Origin of the sequence: Mesoterricola silvestris (assembly GCF_030295405.1) — a bacterium.
Taxonomy (GTDB): Bacteria; Acidobacteriota; Holophagae; order Holophagales; family Holophagaceae; genus Mesoterricola; species Mesoterricola silvestris.
The window spans coordinates 339,288-359,618 of sequence record NZ_AP027080.1 but is presented as its reverse complement, the minus strand read 5'-3'; the positions used below and the strand labels follow the sequence as shown (position 1 = coordinate 359,618).

At 66.9% G+C, this 20,331-nt stretch carries 20 protein-coding genes; 4 read left to right on the top strand and 16 right to left on the bottom strand.

Annotation, left to right across the window (positions count from 1 at the left end; genetic code table 11):
- Positions 1 to 615 carry a hypothetical protein gene (locus R2J76_RS01620; RefSeq protein WP_316414026.1) on the bottom strand — a complete coding sequence of 205 codons (615 nt, stop codon included), beginning with the start codon at positions 613 to 615 and terminating at the stop codon, positions 1 to 3.
- 81 nt (positions 616 to 696) lie between these two features.
- Here R2J76_RS01620 and R2J76_RS01615 point away from each other — a divergent pair, with 81 nt between their 5' ends.
- Together R2J76_RS01615 and R2J76_RS01610 are read left to right on the top strand one after the other, a co-directional pair.
- Positions 697 to 1,749, top strand: a complete 1,053-nt coding sequence (locus tag R2J76_RS01615) for a tetratricopeptide repeat protein (RefSeq protein WP_316414025.1) — start codon at positions 697 to 699, stop codon at positions 1,747 to 1,749.
- Positions 1,750 to 1,760: 11 nt separating this feature from the next.
- Positions 1,761 to 2,642 carry a phosphoribosylaminoimidazolesuccinocarboxamide synthase gene (locus tag R2J76_RS01610; protein ID WP_316414024.1) on the top strand — a complete coding sequence of 294 codons (882 nt, stop codon included), beginning with the start codon at positions 1,761 to 1,763 and terminating at the stop codon, positions 2,640 to 2,642.
- Here the strand turns inward: R2J76_RS01610 and R2J76_RS01605 are convergent.
- The 3 genes from R2J76_RS01605 to R2J76_RS01595 are packed head-to-tail and all read right to left on the bottom strand — an operon-like array spanning position 2,635 to position 6,413.
- Complete coding sequence (locus tag R2J76_RS01605) at positions 2,635 to 3,873, bottom strand: peptidase M16 family protein (protein WP_316414023.1); 1,239 nt, start codon at positions 3,871 to 3,873, stop codon at positions 2,635 to 2,637. The genes R2J76_RS01610 and R2J76_RS01605 overlap by 8 nt on opposite strands.
- On the bottom strand, positions 3,870 to 5,552 hold the full coding sequence (locus tag R2J76_RS01600) for a M16 family metallopeptidase (protein ID WP_316414022.1): 1,683 nt from the start codon (positions 5,550 to 5,552) through the stop codon (positions 3,870 to 3,872). Before R2J76_RS01600 ends, R2J76_RS01605 begins: the two co-directional genes overlap by 4 nt.
- 12 nt (positions 5,553 to 5,564) lie before the next feature.
- Entirely contained in the window at positions 5,565 to 6,413 is an 849-nt protein-coding gene (locus tag R2J76_RS01595; RefSeq protein WP_316414021.1) for a DUF4097 family beta strand repeat-containing protein, read from the bottom strand.
- A 72-nt stretch (positions 6,414 to 6,485) separates the two neighbouring features.
- Between R2J76_RS01595 and dut the strand changes: the two genes are divergently transcribed.
- Complete coding sequence (dut, locus tag R2J76_RS01590) at positions 6,486 to 6,947, top strand: dUTP diphosphatase (RefSeq protein WP_316414020.1); 462 nt, start codon at positions 6,486 to 6,488, stop codon at positions 6,945 to 6,947.
- Here the strand turns inward: dut and R2J76_RS01585 are convergent, their stop codons facing one another.
- From R2J76_RS01585 to R2J76_RS01575, 3 genes are all read right to left on the bottom strand, one after another.
- Positions 6,948 to 7,529, bottom strand: a complete 582-nt coding sequence (locus R2J76_RS01585) for an OmpH family outer membrane protein (RefSeq protein ID WP_316414019.1) — start codon at positions 7,527 to 7,529, stop codon at positions 6,948 to 6,950.
- A 34-nt stretch (positions 7,530 to 7,563) separates the two neighbouring features.
- On the bottom strand, positions 7,564 to 10,110 hold the full coding sequence (gene bamA / locus R2J76_RS01580) for an outer membrane protein assembly factor BamA (protein WP_316414018.1): 2,547 nt from the start codon (positions 10,108 to 10,110) through the stop codon (positions 7,564 to 7,566).
- Positions 10,111 to 10,209: 99 nt separating this feature from the next.
- Positions 10,210 to 12,666: an ATP-dependent Clp protease ATP-binding subunit gene (locus R2J76_RS01575; protein WP_316414017.1), complete on the bottom strand. Its 2,457-nt coding sequence runs from the start codon at positions 12,664 to 12,666 to the stop codon at positions 10,210 to 10,212.
- A gap of 670 nt (positions 12,667 to 13,336) precedes the next feature.
- Here R2J76_RS01575 and R2J76_RS01570 point away from each other — a divergent pair.
- Positions 13,337 to 14,641: an adenylosuccinate synthase gene (locus R2J76_RS01570; protein ID WP_316414016.1), complete on the top strand. Its 1,305-nt coding sequence runs from the start codon at positions 13,337 to 13,339 to the stop codon at positions 14,639 to 14,641.
- Between the two features lie 474 nt (positions 14,642 to 15,115).
- On the opposite strand, the gene rplQ is transcribed toward R2J76_RS01570, so the two are convergent.
- The 9 genes from rplQ to secY are packed head-to-tail and all read right to left on the bottom strand — an operon-like array spanning position 15,116 to position 20,315.
- A complete protein-coding gene (gene rplQ / locus R2J76_RS01565) occupies positions 15,116 to 15,514 on the bottom strand; it encodes a 50S ribosomal protein L17 (protein WP_306597966.1) in 399 nt (132 codons plus the stop codon).
- A gap of 11 nt (positions 15,515 to 15,525) precedes the next feature.
- A complete protein-coding gene (locus R2J76_RS01560; protein ID WP_316414015.1) occupies positions 15,526 to 16,497 on the bottom strand; it encodes a DNA-directed RNA polymerase subunit alpha in 972 nt (323 codons plus the stop codon).
- A gap of 10 nt (positions 16,498 to 16,507) precedes the next feature.
- Positions 16,508 to 17,140, bottom strand: a complete 633-nt coding sequence (gene rpsD / locus R2J76_RS01555; protein ID WP_316414014.1) for a 30S ribosomal protein S4 — start codon at positions 17,138 to 17,140, stop codon at positions 16,508 to 16,510.
- Positions 17,141 to 17,155: 15 nt separating this feature from the next.
- Positions 17,156 to 17,563, bottom strand: a complete 408-nt coding sequence (gene rpsK / locus R2J76_RS01550) for a 30S ribosomal protein S11 (protein WP_243330331.1) — start codon at positions 17,561 to 17,563, stop codon at positions 17,156 to 17,158.
- A gap of 16 nt (positions 17,564 to 17,579) precedes the next feature.
- Entirely contained in the window at positions 17,580 to 17,948 is a 369-nt protein-coding gene (gene rpsM / locus R2J76_RS01545; RefSeq protein ID WP_316414013.1) for a 30S ribosomal protein S13, read from the bottom strand.
- Between the two features lie 9 nt (positions 17,949 to 17,957).
- Positions 17,958 to 18,074 (bottom strand): 50S ribosomal protein L36, encoded by a 117-nt coding sequence (gene rpmJ / locus R2J76_RS01540; protein ID WP_243288424.1) that lies wholly within the window; start codon positions 18,072 to 18,074, stop codon positions 17,958 to 17,960.
- Between the two features lie 29 nt (positions 18,075 to 18,103).
- On the bottom strand, positions 18,104 to 18,322 hold the full coding sequence (gene infA / locus R2J76_RS01535; RefSeq protein WP_005038062.1) for a translation initiation factor IF-1: 219 nt from the start codon (positions 18,320 to 18,322) through the stop codon (positions 18,104 to 18,106).
- A complete protein-coding gene (locus tag R2J76_RS01530; RefSeq protein WP_316414012.1) occupies positions 18,319 to 18,972 on the bottom strand; it encodes an adenylate kinase family protein in 654 nt (217 codons plus the stop codon). The genes infA and R2J76_RS01530 overlap by 4 nt, the downstream gene beginning before the upstream one ends.
- Complete coding sequence (secY, locus tag R2J76_RS01525; RefSeq protein ID WP_316414011.1) at positions 18,969 to 20,315, bottom strand: preprotein translocase subunit SecY; 1,347 nt, start codon at positions 20,313 to 20,315, stop codon at positions 18,969 to 18,971. The genes R2J76_RS01530 and secY overlap by 4 nt, the downstream gene beginning before the upstream one ends.
- Positions 20,316 to 20,331: the final 16 nt, after the last annotated feature.

Genomic DNA, 20,331 nt, shown 5'->3' with positions numbered 1-20,331 from the left:
CTAGAAGCGGATGCCCCCGTAGAGGGCCACCTGGAAGGAAGGCGACATGGCCTTCCGGAATTCCTCGTTGCTGTCGCCCTTGGAGGACGTGCTGAGGGGCGCCGCCACCTCAAGCCGCACGAAGGGGCTCACCACCGGCAGCGGAGCGGAGAACCCCACGCCCGCGCGCACCCAGGGGCGGCCCTGGTTCGTGGTCTCCGAAGGCAGCCCGGGCCCGGAGGTGGTCAGCTTCTCGAAGCGGTAGTCGATGCCCGCGTTGAGGTTGATGATGAACTTCCAGTCCGCCTGCAGGCCCACGGAGGAATATTCGGAACCGAACTTGCCCAGGTTGTTCGAACCCAGCTTCAGGTCCCCCTCCGCCTTGGGATGGTAGGTGAGGACCGCGCCCACCCCGGCGATCTTCAGATCCAGGAAGGTGTAGGCCGCCCGGAAACCCACCCCGGTGGGGCCCACCGAATCGTAGTTGCCGGCCTTCAGCCCGTTGGAAGGCGCCGCGAGCGTCTGGGCCTTGCCCACCTGCTTGTCCACCAACAGCCCCACTTCGAGACCCCCCGCATGCACCGTCGCGGGTGCCAGGGCGAGGAGGGCGCAACCGACGGCCGACGAGATTTTCATGGGAGCTCCCTGCGGATCTGGAACATCCCAATCTTCATGGGTAAAGGACTCGAGGTCAACTACCTTTGCTAATCTCTTCCTATGCGGGCGCACCTCCAGTACCTCCTCCTCGACGGATTCGACCCCGACACGGGGGAACTTGCCCTGCGGGTGCGGGTGGAGTCGGACCCCCCCGGCGATTTGCGCCTCCTGCGCCTCAAGCTCCACCTGGGCCGCACCGGGGATCCCCTCCAGCCCCTGCGGCGGGAGCTCCAGACCCATGTGCAGATGCCCGTGCCCACCCTGTGGGACCGCGGACTGAAGACCATCATCCGCGCCATCGAGGACGAGCTGGGCTCCGCCGGGGGCCGGGATCCGGCGCGCTACACCTGGGTGTGCACCCAGCTCCTGCATCCCTCCGACGAGCGCCGGGGCACCCTGGGCCACCCCGTGGCGCGCCAGGCCGAGGTCCTGTGGGACTGGGCCCAGCGCGCGGAACAGGAGCCCGACGATGCGCACGCCATCGAGCTCCTGGAGCGGCTCCTCCTGCTCACCCCCAGCCACCGCACGGCCCTGGACAACCTCTCGGCCCTCCTGCGCAAGGCCGGCATGGTGGAGGAGCTCCTGGAGGTCACGGACCGCATCCTGAACCAGGACCCCCGCAACCCCGAGGCCCTCCTGCACCGCGGTGAATGCCTCATCAATCTGGGCAGGGCCCTGGAGGCGGGCGAAGCCTTCGCCAAGCTCCTCAAGGCCAACCCCGTCCACCCCCTGGCCCACCTGGGCGCCGCCCAGGCCCGGAGCCTGGGCGGCCAGGACCCCTTCCCCCACCTGGACGCGGCCCTGGAGCTGAACCGGGAGGCCACCCTTTCGGTGCTGCGGGAGACCTTCGACTACCGGATCCTGGCCGCCCCCCCCCACGAGAACACCTACCCCTTCGACGTGCTGCCCACCCTCCTGGGGGTCACCGGGGCCGAGGTGAAGACCTTCTGCACCGACCGGGGCCTGCCCGTCACCGGTCCCGGAGCGACCGTACGAGAGACCGAGCTGTCCCGGTGGGTGAACATCCAGAACCGCTACCAGCTCCTGCCCATGGCCCTGCATTGGCTGGCCCCCACCCCCCGGCACATCCCCGAACTGCCCCCCACCCCCTGAGCGAGGACCCCATGGACGCACTTCTCACCACCGACCTGCCCCTCCCCGCCTTCCGGCGGGGCAAAGTGCGGGACGTCTACGACCTGGGTCGCAGCCTGCTCATCGTGGCCACGGACCGCATCTCCGCCTTCGACTGCATCATGCCCGAAGGCATCCCGGGCAAGGGGCGGATCCTCACCCAGGTGGCCAATTTCTGGTTCGACGCCACCCGGGGCCTCCTGCCCAATCACCTGGAAGCCACCCGGGTGGAGGCCTACCCCGAGGTCCTGCGGCCCTACGCCGCCCTGCTGGAGGGCCGCTCCATCCTCGTGCGCAAGACGGCCCCCCTGCCCGTGGAGTGCGTGGTGCGCGGCTACCTGGCCGGTTCCGGCCTCAAGGAGTACGGCCGCGCCGGCACCGTCTGCGGCATCCCCCTGCCCCCGGGCCTGCGGAACGCCGATCGCCTGCCCGAGCCCATCTTCACCCCCTCCACCAAGGCCGAGGAGGGCCACGACGAGAACATCGACTTCGCCACCATGGCCGGCCTCATCGGCCAGGACCTGGCCCTGCGGGTGCGGGACGCCAGCCTGGCACTCTACCGCCGGGGCTGCGAACTGGCCCTGGAACGGGGCATCCTCCTGGCCGACACCAAGTTCGAGTTCGGGCTCCTGGAGGACGGCAGCCTGATGCTCATCGACGAGGTGCTCACGCCCGATTCCAGCCGCTACTGGCTGGCGGACGCCTGGAAGCCCGGCGCCAACCCCCCGAGCCTGGACAAGCAGTTCCTGCGGGACTACCTGGAGACCCTCCCCCACTGGAACAAGCAGCCGCCGGCACCCCACCTGCCCCCCCACGTGATCCAGGGCATCCAGGAACGGTACCTGGACCTGGCCTCCCGCTTCGGGGTCAGTTGATGGCCACCGCGGGCCCCAGGCCCGCGTCCTCGGCCTTCTGAACCAGGGCGGCGTCCCCGCCCAGCAGGAGGAACCGCAGGTCCGCCGGGGCCAGCAGGGCGGCCAGGGCGGCGTTGACGTCCGCCAGGCTCACGGCCTCCACCCGCCTGCGGAAGGCCGGGTCCAGGACCCCTTCCTCCAGGCGCCGCACCAGGTCCTGGGGATGCAGGGGCAGGGCCCCGATGCGGGCGTTCCAGCGGGTGCGGGCCCGCTCCAGGTCCCGCCCGGTGAAGCCCCGGGTCCTCAGGGTGCCCAGGGTCTCCAGGAAGGCCGCCACCAGGCCGTCCTTCCCGGCGGCGCCCGCCTTGACCTTGACGAGGAGCGGCTGGCCGGGACCGAGGCTGAATTCCCGCACCAGGCCCGGGGACAGGACCCGGGGCAGCTGCTCCAGCAGGTCCGCCAGCAGCTCCCGCACCGCCGGGTCGCACCCATCGCTGGTCCGTCCGGCCCACAGCTCCGCCTCGCCCCCCTCCAGCACCTCCAGGAGCCGGGGTTCCGCCGGGGGGGGCACCGCCGCCCCGGCCGGCGGGGCGGAGGCCGGGCCCCAAAGCCCGAAATGCAGGAAGACCAGTTCCTTGGCCTGCGAAAGGCTCAGGTCCCCGTGGAGGACCAGCATCGAATGCTCCGGACGCAGCACCCGCTGGCGGAAGCCCTGGAGGTCGGCGAACTCCAGGCCCTCCAGGGCGCCCCGCGGCGCGGGCGCCTCCCCCGGGGGGTCCCCCAGGGCTCCCAGGAAGCGGGCCCGCCCGCGGTCCGCCGCCGTGCCGGCCGTGAGGCGCTGGCCATCGGCCTGGCGCAGGGCCGCCACGGCCTGGGGATCGAAAACCGGCCGGAACACCGCGTCCGCCAACAGCTCCATGGCGGGCTCCTGGCTGCGGCTGTCCGTGGCCAGGGTCCAGCGGAAGAGGCCGGGCCGGGCCTGGAACCCGAAGGTGATGCCCTGGTCGTCCAGGGCCCGGTTGAACTCGGCCCGGGTGAAGGCCCCCACCCCCCCGGAGCCCATGAGCTGGCCCAGGAACACCGCCATGCCGGGCTTCGGCTCCCCCTGCCACCGGGTGGCCAGTTCCACCCGCAGGAGGGGCTGGTCGTGGTTCTCCAGCAGCACGCACTTCAGGCCGGAAGGCAGGGAGAAGGTCTGGGGGCCTGGTGCGGCCGCGAGGGCCGCGCAGGTGAGGAAGAGGGCGGCCCTCACGGCGCCACCTGGGCTTCCAGGAGCTTGAGGGTCTGCAGGCGTTCCCCGGGGCTCAGCATGCGCAGCTGCCGGAGGGCCTCCCGCAGCACGCCCTGGGCCTCCACGGGGTCGCTCAGGCGCCGCTGCACCAGGGCGTTGAGCACCCGGAGCAGACGGCTTTCGGTCTCGTCCAGGGGCAGCAGGAGCGGATCCGGCCCGAACTGGGCCAGGGTCATGCGGGAGGGATCCAGGTAGGTGCGGGCCGCGGCCTGGATGTCCGAGGGCCGGAGGTCCCGGGCGGCGGACAGGGACCGGAAGGCCAGGCGCCAGTCTCCCCCCTGGCACTGGGACCTGCCCAGGACCGCGGCCAGGGCCGCCGCGTCCTCCTGCACCTGGATCTGGCGCACTTCCAGCTGGAGCTGGGCCCGGCGCACCTCGGCCTCCGGCAGCGGCTCCCGCTGGAGCCGCATCACTTCGCCCGTGATGGCCTGCTCCAGTTCCGCCAGGGAATGGCCCGGGGCGGGCTCGGCCTCCAGCACCAGGAGGTTCAGGTCCCGCTCCCCGGGAACCCCGGCGTTGAGGGTGAGGGAGCTGGCGAGCCCCTTGGTGGTGAGCAGGGCCTGGTTGAGGCGGGCGCTAGGGCTGCCGGCCATCACCTGGGCCAGGGCGCGCAGGGCGGGACCGTCGGGATGATTGATCGCGGGGATCCGCCACCCCACGATGATGCGGGTCTCCCCGGTGGTGCTCACCATGAGCTTGCGCCCCGCGGGGGATTCCAGGGCGTTCATGGGATCGTCGTCCTTGAAGGGCGCGGGTCCCGGCACCGGCTCGCCCCGCCCCAGGGCCCCGAAGGCGCGCTCCAGGGCGGGCAGGAGGGCCTCCGCGTGGACGTCCCCCACCAGGACCAGGGTCATGCGCCCGGGCACCAGGAGGCGGCGGCCCAGGGCCCTCAGATCGGCCAGGGTGATGGCCTCCACGTCGGAACGGTGGAACTCCGAGGCCTGGGCGTAGGGGCGCCCCGCCAGGGCCATGGAAAGCAGCACGGAAAGGGAGGAGGGGCACGGCGGCTTGCCGTTGTCCACGTCCAGGAGGAGCCGCTCCCGCTCCAGGGGGAAACGCCCCAGGACCGGGTGGGCCAGGAGGGCCGCCTCCAGGCGGCACCAGGCCTCCACCTGGCCGGCGGGCAGATCCAGGCCGTGGGTGATGTAGTCGGCGGTCACCGCCCAGGTGCGGTGGGTGCCCCCCAGGGCGTCCACTTCGTCCCAGGCGTCGGAGGGGCGGAGGCGGTCCTGGATGGTCCCCAGGGCCGCCCGGTGCATGGCCTGGAGGGCCGGCAGTTCCGCCGAGGGAGCCCGGTCCGGGCGCCGGGCCTGGCGCAGGCGCTCCAGGCGGAGGGTCTCGAAGGCGGTGCCCTCCTGGCGCAGGGCCAGGTCCAGGTCCTTCTCCACCTGGGCGGAAGCCTGGCGGCGGAAGAGGCTGCGGGCCAGGAGATCGGCGGCCGCGGGGGCCAGATCACCGGACGCCGCCCGGCCCCCCTGCAGGAAGACCTCGGCCCGCACCGCCCCGACGCCCGGCCTTTCCACCATCAGCACCCTCAGGCCGTTGGACAGGGTACGGTCCACCACCTCGGGGGGCTGGATGATCTGGGCGGCGCAGGCCGCGCCCAGGAAGGCCAGGAGGAACGGTCGCGGGTCGAACATGCCTCCAGGTTATCAGCGGACCGTGATGCTGCCGTTGGTGGTTTCCAGGGTGATCTTCTGGTCCCGCCCGGGAACCTTCACGTGGGCCGAGTGCTTGGCCGATTCCACCACCGTGGCGCCGGGCACTTTGATATCGATGGATCCGTTGGAGTTCTCGGCGCGGATATTCCCCGTGGCCCGGCCCAGGACCACGTCGATGCCGCCGTTGGTGCTCTCCAGGCGGATCCCCTCCCCCCAGCCGTCCAGGTTGCGGGCGACGATGCCGCCGTTGGTGGTCTCCACCTGGATGCCCCCCTCCACGTCCTCCAGGCGGATCCGGCCGTTGGTGGTGCCGCCCTTGATGCGGGCCTTGAGGTTGTAGGCCTCCAGGGCGCCGTTGGTGGTCTCGGCCAGGGCCTCGCCCTTGAGGTCCCGGATCACCACGTCGCCGTTGGTGGTTTCGCACCGGGCATAGCCCTCCAGGGTGGACACGGTCACCGGGCCGTTGGTGGTGCGGAAGTGGCCCAGGAGCCGGCGCGGCACGCTGAGGGTCATTTCGCACCGCGGGCTGGGGGAGAAGCCGAAGCTGAACATGACCATGGGCTGCTGGAACTGGGCTTCGATATCCAGATCCGCGCCGACGTGCTGGACCACCAGATCGATCTTGCGCTTGGGGCTGTCCCGGATCTGGGCGCTGAGGGCCACCTCCTCCTTGTCCCAGCCCACCACCCGGATGGCGCCGTTGCGGTTCTTCACCCAGAGCTTGGAACCGAAGGCCAGCCGCTCGCTGCGCACTTCGGTGCGGTTGCCGGAGCCGGGGCCGTCCGCCGCCGCCAGGCCGGCACAAACCGTCAACGTCGCCAACGCGATCCCGATCCTCATGGTGACCTCCGCACTCTTGAAAGGTAACGCAGAAGGGGGCCCGGCGGGTTAGGATGGCAGGTCGGAGCGCCCATGATCCAGGTCCCCATCAGCTTCCTTCCCCACGGCGAGGGCCTGCCCCTGCCCGAGCGGGCCACGCCCCATGCCGCCGGCCTGGACCTGCGGGCCGCCCTGCCCGAGGGGGAGGCCTGGACCCTGGCCCCCGGCGAACGCCGCCTGGTGCCCACCGGCCTGGTGATGGCCATCCCCGAGGGCTACGAGGGCCAGGTGAGGCCCCGTTCCGGCCTGGCCCTGAAGCATGGGGTCACCGTCCTCAACGCCCCCGGAACCATCGACGCCGACTACCGCGGCGAGGTGGCCGTGGTGCTGGTGAACCACGGCACGGCCCCCTTCACCCTGGCCCGGGGCGAGCGCATCGCCCAGTTCCTCCTGGCCCCCGTCCCCGCCTGGGAATGGCGCCCCGAACGCACCGCCGCCGCCCTGGGGGAGACCCAGCGCGGCGGCGGAGGTTACGGATCGACGGGAAAGAGCTAGCTATTTCTTCGGGGTAGCGGGCTTGGCCGCGGGCTTCGCGGCGGGGGCGGGCTTGGCCGCGGCGGGGGCGGCGGGGGACTTCGCGTCGAAGCGCTTGGCCACTTCGTTGGTGAAGGCCAGCATCCAGGATTCCTCGCCGTAGGCGATGAGGCCCTGCTGGTACTGGAGCACCAGCTGGATCTTCTGCTCCTTGGCCACGGCGTCCACGATGGGGCCCACTTCCTGCTGGAACTGGCCGAAGACCTTCTGCTGGGTCTTCTGGAACTCGGCCTGGCTGTCCTCCTGGAGCTTCTTGAACTCGTAGTCGGCGTCGCGGAGCTGCTTGGTGATCTGCTCCTTGCCGGCGTCGCTGAGGCTGGGGGACTGGAGCTGGGCCTGGAGGCGGGCCCCTTCCTCGCCCTTGGCCTTGAGCTTCTCCTCGAGGTTCTTCTTCACGACTTCCAGTTCGGCGAAGAGCTGGCGGCCCCGCACGGTGTTGGCGATGAGCCGATCGGGCACGAAGACGGCGATCTTGGGGGTGATGTCCTGGGCGGAAAGGCTCACGACGGCCGCCAGGGGCAGCAGGGCGTTCAGGATGCGCATGGGTGGCTCCATGGTGACGGTGTTGGGGAAGGAATCAGAAGGTGGTGCCGATGCTGAACTGGAACTGCGTCTTCCCCTCGGTATCGAATTCGTAGGGGTTGAGCTTGCGGGCCCAGATCAGCCGCAGCGGGGCCGGACTGATGGGAAGGAAGAAGCGGAACTCCAGGCCGGCGCTGCGCCGCAGGGATTCGTGGAAGATCTTGACGCCCTGGGCCCAGGCGTTGCCCGCGTCGTAGAAGGCCACGATGCGGAACTGATCGGCGATCTTGAACTGGTACTCGGCGTTGGCGATGAACTGCTTGTTGCCACCCACCACCACGGAGGCGTTGGTGTTGTCCTTGGCCGCCGTGCCCACCTGGCCGTAGGTGTAGCCGCGGATGGAATTCTCGCCGCCGGGCCGGTACAGCTCCCAGATGGCCAGACTGTCGTTGGTCAGGTTGCGAACGTACCCGTAGCTGGAATTGAATCCGAAGATGTGCCGCTCGCCGATGTTCGCCCACTTGGCGAATTCGAGAGTCGTGCGGTAGAAGGGCCGGTCTCCACCGAACTGCCAGCCCCCGTACTCGAAGCCCAGGGAGAGCTTGGTGCCGTGGGTGGGCTTGAAGGGATGGTTCACGGTGCTGTAGGTGATGAAATTGTTCACCGTGGACGTGAGCTGGGAGGAGGTGTCGCGGTAGTAGTAGTTCCGGCCCCCTTCGATCTTCAGGATGCGGAAGGTGTAGCCCACCTGGTACGTGGTGAACCAGGCCCAGGTCTTGCCCGGGATGAAGGTGGAAAGCCGCGTGCCCATGGACACGCCCAGGGCCCGGGAGAGCTGCTTGTAGGCGTAGGCCGCGCCCACCCGCGAGGCGTCGTAGTCCGTGGTCCCGTCCGAGATGCTGGTGGTGAGGGAGTACGGCAGGTCGAAGATGTAGGGCTCGGTGAAGGAGATGGAGGCCATGCGCTGGTACTTGCCCCCGTTGTAGCTCAGCGAAAGCGTCTCGCCGCCGCCCCCCAGGTTCCGGGTGGAGAAGCTCATGCCCAGGGAGAAGCCCAGCACCGAGCCGTAGCCGCCCTGGAAGAGCACCTCGTTGACGCCGGCCTCCTCGCCCTTGATGGTGATGTCCACCTGGGGCTTGTCCGGGACGATGTCCACCTTGGGCTCGGAGGTCTTGACGTCGAAGAAGCCCAGCTGCCCCAGCCCCGTGAAGGAGTCCTTGAACAGCTCGGTCTGGAAGGGGTCGCCTTCCTTGAGGATCATGGCCCGGCGCAGGACCTTGTCCTTGGTGACGTTGTTGCCCTCGAAATTCAGGTGGCGCACGGTGTAGAGCTCGCCCTCGTCCACCTTCAGGGTCACGTCCACCTTCTTGACCCCGTTCTCGTCCCGCACGTCCATCTTCTTCTCGGCGCGGAACATGATGTAGCCCATGTTGCTGTACTGCTCCTTGATCTTGTCGATGCCCTGGTTGAGGGAATCCAGATCGAAGGGCCGCTTCTCGGACGGCTTGGGGTCCTTGATGTCGGGCTTGATGCTCAGCAGCTTGGCCAGCCAGGAATGGTTGTCCCGCTTGGCCTCGGCGATCTTGGTGCGGTAGAACTTCTCGCCGGCCTCACCCTTGATGACGTTGTCGTTGCCCTCCAGCTTGAAGGTGCCTTCGGAGTAGGCTTCGCCCTCCAGGATCGGGATCACCAGCTCCGCGCGCAGGTCGTACTTGGGGGACTTGCCCTCCTTGGCGCGCTTCTCGTTCTTCTTCTTGTTCTTCTCGGCCGTGACGTCCCGCACCTCGATGGTGGGCTTGCCCACGAAGACGTCCTTGTAGCCCAGGCGCCAGTAGGCCTTCTTCACGGCCATCAGGTCCTCGTCCAGGTTCTTCTCCACCAGGAGGTCATGGGACGTGAGCCAGCTGAACATCCAGTGCTTGCGGGTCTTGGCCATGACGCTGGCCAGGGCCTTGCTGCCGATGGCCTTGTTGCCCCGGAAGGCGATGCGGTAGATCCGGACCTTCCCGCCCTCCTTGATTTCGAAGACAAGGCGGGAGGTGGTGGGCCCCATGGGCTCCAGGCTCACCTCGATGACGGGATTGCGGAAGCCCTTCTCGGCGCACTGGTCGACGATGAGGTCCTTCACCTTGCGCGCGGCCTCCGGGTCGTAGACCGTGTCGGGGTTGATGGTGAGCTTCTTCTCCTTGATCTTGTCCTTCAGGGAGCTGAGGCCCACTTCGGTGCCGCCCCGGAAGTCCACTTCCTTGATGAGGGGCCGCTCCTTGACGAGGATGATGAGCTTCTTGCCGTTGCCCTCGTCATCGGCCTGGAACTTGATGTCGTCGAAGGCGTTGGTGGCCCAGAGCTTGTCCAGGATCGCCGTGAGGTCCACGTTGCGCAGATCGTCGCCGGTCTTCAGCCCGGTCTTGAAGATGATGGTCTCCGCCGTCTGCTTTTGGGCCCCGATGACTTCGATCTTCGTGATGACCTCGGAATCCTGGGCCAGGGCCGGCAGGGCCTGGAGGCTGGCCGCCAGCACCAGGGGCGACAGGCCCCGAGCCCACGGGCCAAGGCGTGGGCGACGAGGGGTCAGGCGCTGGAGTTCGGCAGTCAATCTCATTCATGATCCATTACATAAGGTCGAGCATTGAATTCCCAAGCCCGAAGGGGCCGTGGATCTCCCTGGAAGGTCAGGCCGCCTACGAGGCGGATTCTTCAATCATCCCTGGACCTCGGTGAGCTGGGGTTCGCTGGCGGGCGTTTCGGTGAACAGGGGTACGAGCTTTTCATCACCCAGATCGAAGTGGACCATGCCCGCGGGCACGGTTTCCTGGGCGACCATGAGTTCGGCGAGGGGATCCTCCACCAGCTTCTGGATGGCCCTGCGCAGGGGCCGGGCGCCGTAGGCCCGGTCCCGCACCGTGGTGCGCACCAGGAAGTCGCAGGCCTCGTCGGAGAGGCTGACCACCAGGCTGTACTTCTGGAGGGTGACGTTGAGGTCGGCGATGAGCAGGCGCACGATCTTGCGCAGGTCCATGTCCCCCAGGCGGTTGAACACCACGATCTCGTCGATGCGGTTGAGGAACTCGGGCGGGAAGGTCCGCTTGAGCACCTTGATCGCTTCGCCAGCTTTCGAATCCGGACGTTCATCCTTTATCCCGAACCCAAGGTTCTTGTCCGGGAGGAGTTCCCGGCTGCCCACATTGGAGGTCATGATGATAATTGTGTTCTTGAAGTCCACTTGGTTCCCGAAGGCGTCCGTGGCCTGGCCGTCGTCGAAGATCTGCAGGAGGACGTTCATGAGGTCCGGGTGGGCCTTTTCCATTTCATCGAAAAGTATGACGCAATAGGGGTTACGCCGGATCCGGTCCGTGAGCATGCCCCCTTCCTCGTAGCCCACGTACCCCGGAGGGGCCCCGAGCAGCTTGGAAACTTCGTGCTTTTCCATGAATTCGGACATGTCGAACCGGATCATCTTCTTCGGATCCCCGAAGAGGAAGCCGGCCAGGGTCTTGGCCAGCTCGGTCTTGCCCACGCCCGTGGGGCCCAGGAACAGGAAGGAGCCCATGGGGCGGTTGGGGTTCTTGAGGCCCGTGCGGGCCCGCCGCACGGCCCGGCTCACCGCGCTCACGGCCTCCTCCTGGCCGATGACGCGCTCGTTGATGTGGTCTTCCATGTGGGCGAGGTTGGCCTTCTCCTCGTTCTTCAGGGCGCGCACGGGGATGCCCGTCCAGGAGGCCACCACGTCCTCGATGTCACGCTCGGTCACTTCGGCGAAGCTCTCGTAGTCCTCCTCCGACAGCTCCCCTTCGGCCCCGGTGATCTGTTCGCGCAGCTGCACTTCCTTCTGGCGGAGCAGCACGGCCTTCTCGAAGTCCCGGTTCAGCACCGCCTCGTTCATCTCGGTGATGACCCGGTGCAGCTCCTCCTCCGCCTTGTGGCTCTCGCCCACGGTCACGCCCCCCCGCAGCTTCACCCGGGCCCCGGCCTCGTCCAGGAGGTCGATGGCCTTGTCCGGCAGGGAGCGGTCGGTGATGTAGCGGTTGGAGAGGTACACCGAGGCCGCCAGGGTGGCCGGGGTGTAGCGCACGCGGTGGAACAGCTCGTAGCGGCTGCGGATGCCCTCCAGGATGCGCAGGCTCTCGGGTTCGTCCGGGGGGTTCACGTTCACCGGCTGGAAGCGCCGCACGAGGCTGCGGTCCTTGTCGATGTACTTGGCGAACTCCTTGTGGGTGGTGGCGCCGATGCACTGGATCTCGCCCCGGGACAGGGCCGGCTTGAGGATATTGGCGGCGTCCAGGCTGCCCTCGGCGGCGCCCGTGCCGATGATGCTGTGGATCTCGTCGATGAAGAGCACCACGCTGGGGTCCTTGGACGCCTCGGCGATGATGGACTTCAGGCGCTCCTCGAACTGGCCGCGGTACTTGGTGCCCGCCACCACCAGGCTCAGGTCCAGCGCGTAGATGCGCTTCTCCTGCAGGCTGGGGGGAACCAGGCCTTCGTGGATCTTCTGGGCCAGGCCCTCCACGATGGCCGTCTTGCCCACCCCCGCCTCGCCCAGGAGGATGGGGTTGTTCTTGCGGCGGCGGGACAGGATCTGGATGATGCGGTCCACCTCGGTCTCGCGGCCGATGAGGTTGTCGAAGATGCCGCGCTCGGCCAGTTCCGAGAGGTTCCTCGCGAACTCCGCCAGGAGCGGGTGCTCCTTCTTCTTCTTGGCGATCTTCTCCTCCTTGGTGGCTTCCAGGAGGATCTCCTTGGCGGCGATGAGATCGGCGCCGGCCTCCTTCAGGAGCCGGCCCGCGAGGCCCTGCTCCTCCTTCAGCATGCCCAGGAGCAGGTGCTCGGCGCCCACGTGCTTGTGGTTGAGCTTGGCGCTTTCCTGGGTGGCGTGCTGGAGGATGCGCTTGACCTCCTCCTCCATGGGGATGTCGATGCTGGTGGAACTGGGCGTGAGCCGCTTGTCCCGCGGACTCAGCGCGGAAATGAGACGCTCCCGCAGCAGGTTGGTCTGCACCCCCATGCGGTCGAGAAGCTGGATGGAGGTCTTCTCGGCCTCCCGCAGGAGCCCCAGCAGGAGATGCCCGCTCTGGATGCTCTCGGAGCCGAACTGGCTGGCCTCGTAGCGGGCGAAGAACATGACGCGGCGTGCTTTTTCGGTGAACTTCTCGAACATGCGGCCCCCCCGGAATTTTCTGAACCCCGCCTCCCCAGTGAAGACAGGACCGGACACTAAAGGTTAGCCTCATCCGGTCCCGGTGTCCCCAATTGGTTCCTGTACCCAAGGGTGGTGGCGAAGGGGGTGTCCGGGTTCCGGACCTTCGACCCGGGTCGTTGGCGCAGGCAAGCTGCGCCAACGGATTTGGGACGGATCCGGGACGGGGGAGGGGTGCTGGCGCGTTCCGGCTTCGGTGGGGGGCGAGGGTGGGCCGGCGCTGGGGCCCTCCGGTGCGGCCTAGGGGGTGGGGGGGGCGCTGCGAGTGAGCCTGGGTGGAGGTTGAACGGCCCCGACGTTGAGTTGTGCAAAGGGCTGGGAAAGGTGGGAAGGGCCCGGCATTCAGCGTCGGCGCCTGTCCCGGACCGTGGGGCTTCACGCGAAACGAGGCGTTCAGGCCTTGGGGGCCACCCTCTTCGAAGGGGCCTCCCGGGGAGCGCGGCTGCTCCGAACACCCCCCCGCTCAACGGAGGAAATGGGCGGAGCCCAGCCCCCTCGTCCCCCCCGGAACCCCCGTCATCGCCGGCTTGTCCGGCGATGACGACCCGGGCCGAACGTCCGGGACCCGTACGATTCCATCCCTAGGAGACCCGGCCTGGGCGCGGTAATCTGGAGGTTGGGGGTAAAGGTAATGGGCGTTCTTGCGGAGAATCTGGCCATCCTCGGGCTGCAGTGGGGGGATGAGGGCAAGGGCAAACTGGTGGACCTGCTGAGCGGACGGTTCCGCAACGTGGTGCGGTTCCAGGGGGGGAACAACGCGGGGCACACGGTGGTGGTGGATGGGGTGAGCATCGCCCTGCACCAGGTGCCCAGCGGGGCCCTGCACGAGGGGTGCTTCCTGGGGGTGGGGTCGGGCGTGGTGCTCAATTTGGAGGTCTTCCTCCAGGAGCTGGACCGGCTGGCCAAACGTGGGTTCGACCTGTCTGGCCGCCTGCTCATTTCCGACAAGGCCCACATCATCCTGCCCCACCACATCGCCCTGGACAAATGGCGCGAGGGCGGGCTCAACAAGATCGGCACCACCGGGCGGGGCATCGGGCCCGCCTACGAAATGAAGGCCGCCCGCATGGGGGTTCGCATGGGCGACCTCCTGCACCCGGACACCCTCCGGGAGCGCATCAGCCACGGCCACGCCGAGGTCGCCCAGCTCCTGGGCCCCGGCGCGGGCCTGGCCTCCGTGGAGGACACCGCCCGGGACCTCCTGGCCATCGCCCAGCCCCTCCTCCCCCTCATCGGGGATATCCAGGACCACCTGTGGAGCGCCTGGCGCAGGGGCGAATCCATCCTCTTCGAGGGCGCCCAGGCCACCCTCCTGGACATCGACCACGGCACCTACCCCTACGTCACCAGTTCCAACTGCAGCATCGGCGGCCTGTTCACCGGCACCGGACTTCCCCCCAAGGCCCTGTCCCACGTCCTGGGCGTCGCCAAGGCCTACACCACCAGGGTGGGCGCCGGCCCCATGCCCAGCGAGCTGCTGGACGCCACCGGGGACCGCATCCGGGACCTGGGCCGGGAATTCGGCACCACCACCGGTCGCCCCCGCCGCTGCGGCTGGTTCGATGCCGTCATCACCGGCCACGCCTGCCGCGTGAACGGCGTGGACGGCCTGGGCCTCATGAAGCTCGACGTGCTGGACGGCTTCGACCAGGTGGGCCTGGTGGTCGGCTACCGCGACGGCGAAGGCCGCGTGGGCACCCGCATCCCTTCCTGCATCCAGGACTGGAACGACCTCAAGCCCGAAATCAAGTATTTCAAAGGCTGGTCCACCCCCACCCGCGGCATCCAGGACCCCGCCCGCCTCCCCGCTGAGGCCCGCGCCTACCTGGACGCCCTCACCGAAAGCGTGGACACCCCCATCGCCTACCTCAGCACCGGCCCCGACCGGGTGGAAGGCTACGTGGAACCCGGCAGTTTCCTGGCCAACCTCCTGTAAGAGCCCCGGCCAACCCGGCTTCCCGCCCCCTCTCGAGTTCCCCTGCCGGGGGCCGCGGTGGGGTGCGGGTTGGTTCCTGGGCGTGGGTGCGACCCACCGGGGTTCCACCCGGGCACGCCGACCCATCGGTAGCGCAGGCAGCATGACTGCTGCCCGCGCTTGCCGTTATCCATTGCGGATTGAGGATCGGATACGTGGGGGGGGTGTGGGCTGAGGACTACCGATCCCCAGGACCCAGCCCCTTCCCAATTCCTGGCCCGGATACGGCAAAGCGCTCGCAGCATGCTTGCTGCGAGCGCTCCCGGTGGGTCGGCGCTTCCGGACGGAACCCCGGTGGGTCGTCCCCATGCCCAGGGACCGCCACCACCAACCGAGCAGCCACCGGCAGGGACAGCCGGAACGGGCCCAACCGTCCGGACCCCAAAACGCAAAGAGCGCCCCGGAAAGGGCGCTCTCGACGTTTCAGCCGTTCGCTTATTCCGCGGTGGCTTCGGCTTCCTTGGGCTCGGGCAGGACGTAATCCACGAGCTCGATGATCGCCATGTCCGCGGCATCGCCCAGGCGGTGGTCCGTCTTGAGGATGCGGGTGAAGCCGCCGGGACGGCCGACGAAGCGAGCGGAGAATTCCTCGGAGAAGAGCTTCTCCACGGCCTTCTTGCTGCCCAGGCGGGCCATCGCGAGGCGACGGTTGGCGACGGTGTCCTTGCGGCCCAGGGTGATGAAGGGCTCCACGAACTTGCGGAGTTCCTTGGCCTTCACGAGGGTGGTCTGGAGGCGCTCATGCTCGATGATCGAGATGGCGAGACCCTTCATGAGGGCTTTGCGCTGGTTGGTGGTACGGCCAAGGCGCTTGCCGGTGACATTGTGACGCATGGGTAAGCTCCTTAGACTTCTTGTTCGATGCGCATGCCGAGGGAGAGGCCGATGCGAGCGAGCTCGTCCTTGATCTCCTGGAGCGACTTCTTGCCGAAGTTCTTCGTCTTCATCAGTTCCGCTTCCGTGCGCTGCACCAGCTCACCGATGGTGGTGATATTGGCGTTGCGCAGGCAGTTGTTGGCCCTGACGGACAGTTCCAGTTCCTCGACCGACTTGCCCAGCATGCCGTTCACGCCCTCGGTGGTGAGGATCGTGGCGCCCTGCTCGGTTTCCACGGCATCCTCGTCCTGGCGGGCGAAGATGAGGAAGTGCTCCCGGAGGATCAGGGCGGAATCGCTCACGGCGTCCTTGGGATCGACCGTGCCGTTCGTCCACACCTGGAGGGTCAGCTTCTCGTAGTCCGTGCTGTGGCCCACGCGGGCGGGCTCGACGATGTAGTTCACGCGGGTGATGGGGCTGTGGTTGGAATCCAGGGGGATGAACCCCAGGCCCAGCTTCTCGTCCAGGTTGCGGTCGGCGGTGACGAAACCCCGGCCCATGGAGACCTGGATTTCCATCTCAAGTTCCCCGTCCTCGCCCAGGGTGGCGATGTGCACGTCGGGATTCATCACTTCCACGTTCTGGTTGCAGCGGATGGACCCGGAGGTCACCACGCCTTCGCCCTTGTGGCTGATGGTCACGATCTGGGGCTGGGAGGAATGAAGCTTGAAAGGGATTTCCTTGAGGTTCAGGAGGATGTGGGTGATGTCCTCCCACACGCCGGGCATGGCCGTGAACTCGTGCTGCACGCCCTTGATCCGTACGTTGGTGACGGCCGCGCCCTGGATGCTGCTGAGCAGCACCCGGCGAAGGGAATGGCCGCAGGTGGTGGCGAAACCGCGTTCGAAGGGATAGGCGACAAACTCGCCGTACGAACCCGTCTTGGAGCTCGCACTGACCTCCGCGAAACGCGGCCTCTGGAAATCGCTGATGTTCAGCATTCCTGTCCCCTTACTTGCTGTAGAGTTCGACGATCAGCTGCTCGTTGATGTCAAGAGGAACATCTTCCCGCTTGGGAACCGCGATGACGGAGCCCTTGAAGGCGCCGGCGTCGAGGGTGAGCCACTGGGGAATTCCGCGGCCAGCCGCGGTTTCCAGGGAGGACTTCACGAAATCGTTGGCCTGGGCCTTGACCGAGATCTCGATGCTCTGGCCGCTCTTGGTCTGGTAGCTGGGAATATCGCAGCGCTTGCCATTGACCAGGATGTGGCCGTGCATCACCATCTGGCGAGCGGCGGCGCGGCTGGGGGCGAACCCGAGCCGGAAGACAACGTTGTCGAGACGGCTTTCCAGGAAGGAGAGCAGGTTGTGGCCCGTCACGCCCTTCTTGGATTCGGCACGTTCGAAATAGAGGCGGAACTGCTTTTCCAGCACGCCGTAGATGCGCTTGACCTTCTGCTTCTCGCGAAGCTGGAGGGCGTAGCCGGTGGGCTTCTTGGCCTTGGCGGCCCCGTGCTGGCCGGGAATCTTGCCCTTGCGGGTCTCGAAGGAGCACTTCTCCTTGAAGCAGCGCTCACCCTTGAGATAGAGCTTCATGCCCTCGCGACGGCAGAGGCGGCAGACGGCGTCTTGATATCGAGCCATGGTTCTCCTCCTCTCTTAAACCCGGCGCCGCTTGGGGGGGCGGCAGCCATTGTGGGGAATGGGGGTGACGTCGCGGATGCTGGTCACGGAAATGCCGGCGGCGTTCAGGGCGCGGATGGCGCTTTCGCGGCCAGCCCCGGGTCCCTTCACGCGGACATCCACACTGCGGATGCCCTGTTCCTTGGCGGCTTCGGCGGCGACGCCCGCCGCGATCTGCGCGGCGAAGGGCGTTCCCTTCCGGGTGCCCCGGAAGTTCTGGTTGCCGGAGGACGCCCAGCTGAGCATGTTCCCCATGGGGTCAGAGATGGAAATGATGGTGTTGTTGAACGAGGCCTGGATGTGCGCCACGCCGTGGGGGACGTTCTTCTTTTCTTTTTTCTTGACCACCTTCTTGCCGGCGGTCTTTGACTGAGTCTTTGCCATATCAGTTCCTCAACCTTTACTTCTTCTTGCCGGCCACGGTCTTGCGCTTGCCCTTGCGGGTGCGCGCGTTGGTGTGAGTGCGCTGTCCACGGACGGGGAGCCCCTTCCGGTGGCGGAGCCCCCGGTAGCAACCGATGTCCATGAGGCGCTTGATGTCCAGTCCGATGTTCTTGCGCAGATCGCCTTCCACGGTCTCTTCGGCCGTGATGACGCGACGGATGCGCCCGACCTCGTCCTCGGTGAGATCCCGCACCTTGGTGCTGAAGTCCACCTTGGCCCGGGTCAGAATGCTCTGAGCCTTGGGGCGACCGATGCCATAGATGTACGTGAGCGCGATCTCGATGCGCTTGGCAATTGGCAGATCGATGCCTGCGATGCGTGCCATGTTGACTCCTTAGCCTTGGCGCTGCTTGTGCTTGGGATTCTTCTTGCAGATGATCCGGTTGATGCCTTCGCGGCGGACCACCTTGCAGTGCTCGCACAGCTTCTTGATAGAGGGCCTGACTTTCATGGGTTTCCCCCAGGGATTAATGTGTGAGGTTACTTGAATCGGTAGATGATCCGGCCACGGCTGAGATCGTAGGGCGTGACTTCCACCAGGACCCGGTCGCCCGGGAGGATGCGGATGAAGTTCTTCCGCATTTTGCCGCTGATGTGGGCCAGTACCTGGTGCTTGTTTTCCAACTCGACCCGGAACACGGCATTGGGCAAGGACTCCACCACTGTGGCTTCGAGCTCAATGGCTTCTTCTTTGCTCAAGCTTGCTCCTGGAAAAGGTCAAGGATGGTGGCGTGGATCGCGTCCGGCGCGAGGTTGCCGTCGACGGAGCGATAGTTCGGCCTTCCCTTGTAGTGGGCCTGGAGAGGCTGGAAGGTCTTGTTGAACTCGACCATCCGGCTCCTGAAGGCTTCGGAACAGTCGTCGGCGCGGTGCTTCAGCGGACTGTGGCACACATCGCAGACGCCTTCCTGGTGGGGCCGCTTTGTGACGAGGTGGTAGATGGCGCCGCAATCGTTGTTGCTGCACACCATACGATCCACCACGCGGGCTTCCAAGACAGACTCGGGGACGAAGATGTCGATCACGAATCCGAGGCTGATTCCCTGGGAGGAGAGGAAAGTCTCCAAGGATTCAGCCTGTTGAAGGGTCCGGGGATATCCATCAAACAACACATCTCCGCTCTCGTTCTGCAGCCGCGCGAAAACAAGACCGTTAACCGTGTCGTCATCCACAAGCTTGCCACTGGCCATGAGGGCCTTGGCCCGAAGGCCAATCTCCGTCCCTTTCGAGACGGCATCTCTCAGAATATCACCTGTGCTCAGGTGTATCAAAGACCTTTTTTGAACCAGGCGCTTGGCCTGGGTTCCCTTTCCGCTGCCAGGGGCCCCGAGAAGGATATGGATTTTCATGACGTCTTCGCTCCCGAGCGTGCCAGCCGGCCACCCCGGATGCGGCCCTTCTCCAGGAAGCCGTCGTAGCGGCGCATGACCTGGTAGCTTTCGAACTGGGCCACGGTGTCCATGGCCACGCCGACGACGATGAGAAGGGAGGTGCCGCCGAAGTAGAAGTTCAGACCCGGCATGGAATTGGTGATCACGAGGGGAACGATGGAAACCAGGGCCAGGTACACGGCGCCCGCGAAGGTGAGCTTCGACAGGATGCTGTCCATGTAGACCGAGGTCTCCTTTCCGGGCCGGATGCCGGGGATGTAGCCCCCGGACCGCTTCATGTTGTCGGCGGTCTCATCCGGATTGAAGACGATGCTGGTGTAGAAGAAGGCGAAGAAGATGACCACGCCCACGAAGATGGGGGTGTAGGTCCAGAAGTGGGACTGCGGGCTGATGTAGCTGGAGGCCTTGCTCAGCCACTCCCACCGGGTGAACTGCGCGATGGTCGCGGGGAAGAAGATCACCGAGCTGGCGAAGATCACCGGCATGACGCCCGCGGTGTTCACCTTGAGGGGCAGGTACGAGCTCCGCTGGCTGGCCATGCGGGAGGAATCCACGCGCCGGGCGTAGTGGATGGGGATGTTCCGGTAGGCGTTCTCCACCAGGACCACGGCCAGGAGCACCACGGACATGGAGGCCAGCAGGAGCAGGAAGACGCCCGGCGGGGCCACGTTGCCGGCGCCCTTGAGGGACGCCAGGAACATGGTGCCGATGGTTTCCAGGGCCTTGGGCAGCCCGGCCACGATGCCGGCGAAGATCAGGAGGGAGATGCCGTTGCCGACGCCCCGGTCCGTGATCTGCTCGCCGATCCACATGACGAAGAGGGTTCCGGTGGACAACGTGAACGCGCACAGGAACTTGAACCCGAGGCCGGGGTTGATGACCACGTCGGGGCCGAGGCTCTGGGCCAGGGAGGCGATGCCGAAGCCCTGGATGAAGGCCAGGCCCACGGTGAGGTACCGGGTCCACTGGTTGATCTTCTGGCGGCCGGCCTCCCCTTCCTTCTTCTGGAGGTTTTCAAGGGTCGGCACCACCGCGCCCATGAGCTGGAGGACGATGCTGGCCGTGATGTACGGGGTGATGCCCAGGGCGAACACCGAGAACTTCTTGAAGGCGCCGCCCGAGAACAGATCGACCACGTTCAACAGATCCCCGGCCTTGCCCAGGTTCTTGGCCAGGGCTTCGGCGTTGACGCCGGGCACCGACACGTGCACGCCCAGCCGGTAGATCACCAGCATCATGAGCGTGAACAGGAGGCGCTTGCGAAGTTCGGGGTTGGAGAACAACTGCCGGAGCTTTTCCATGCGATTCAGATCCTAA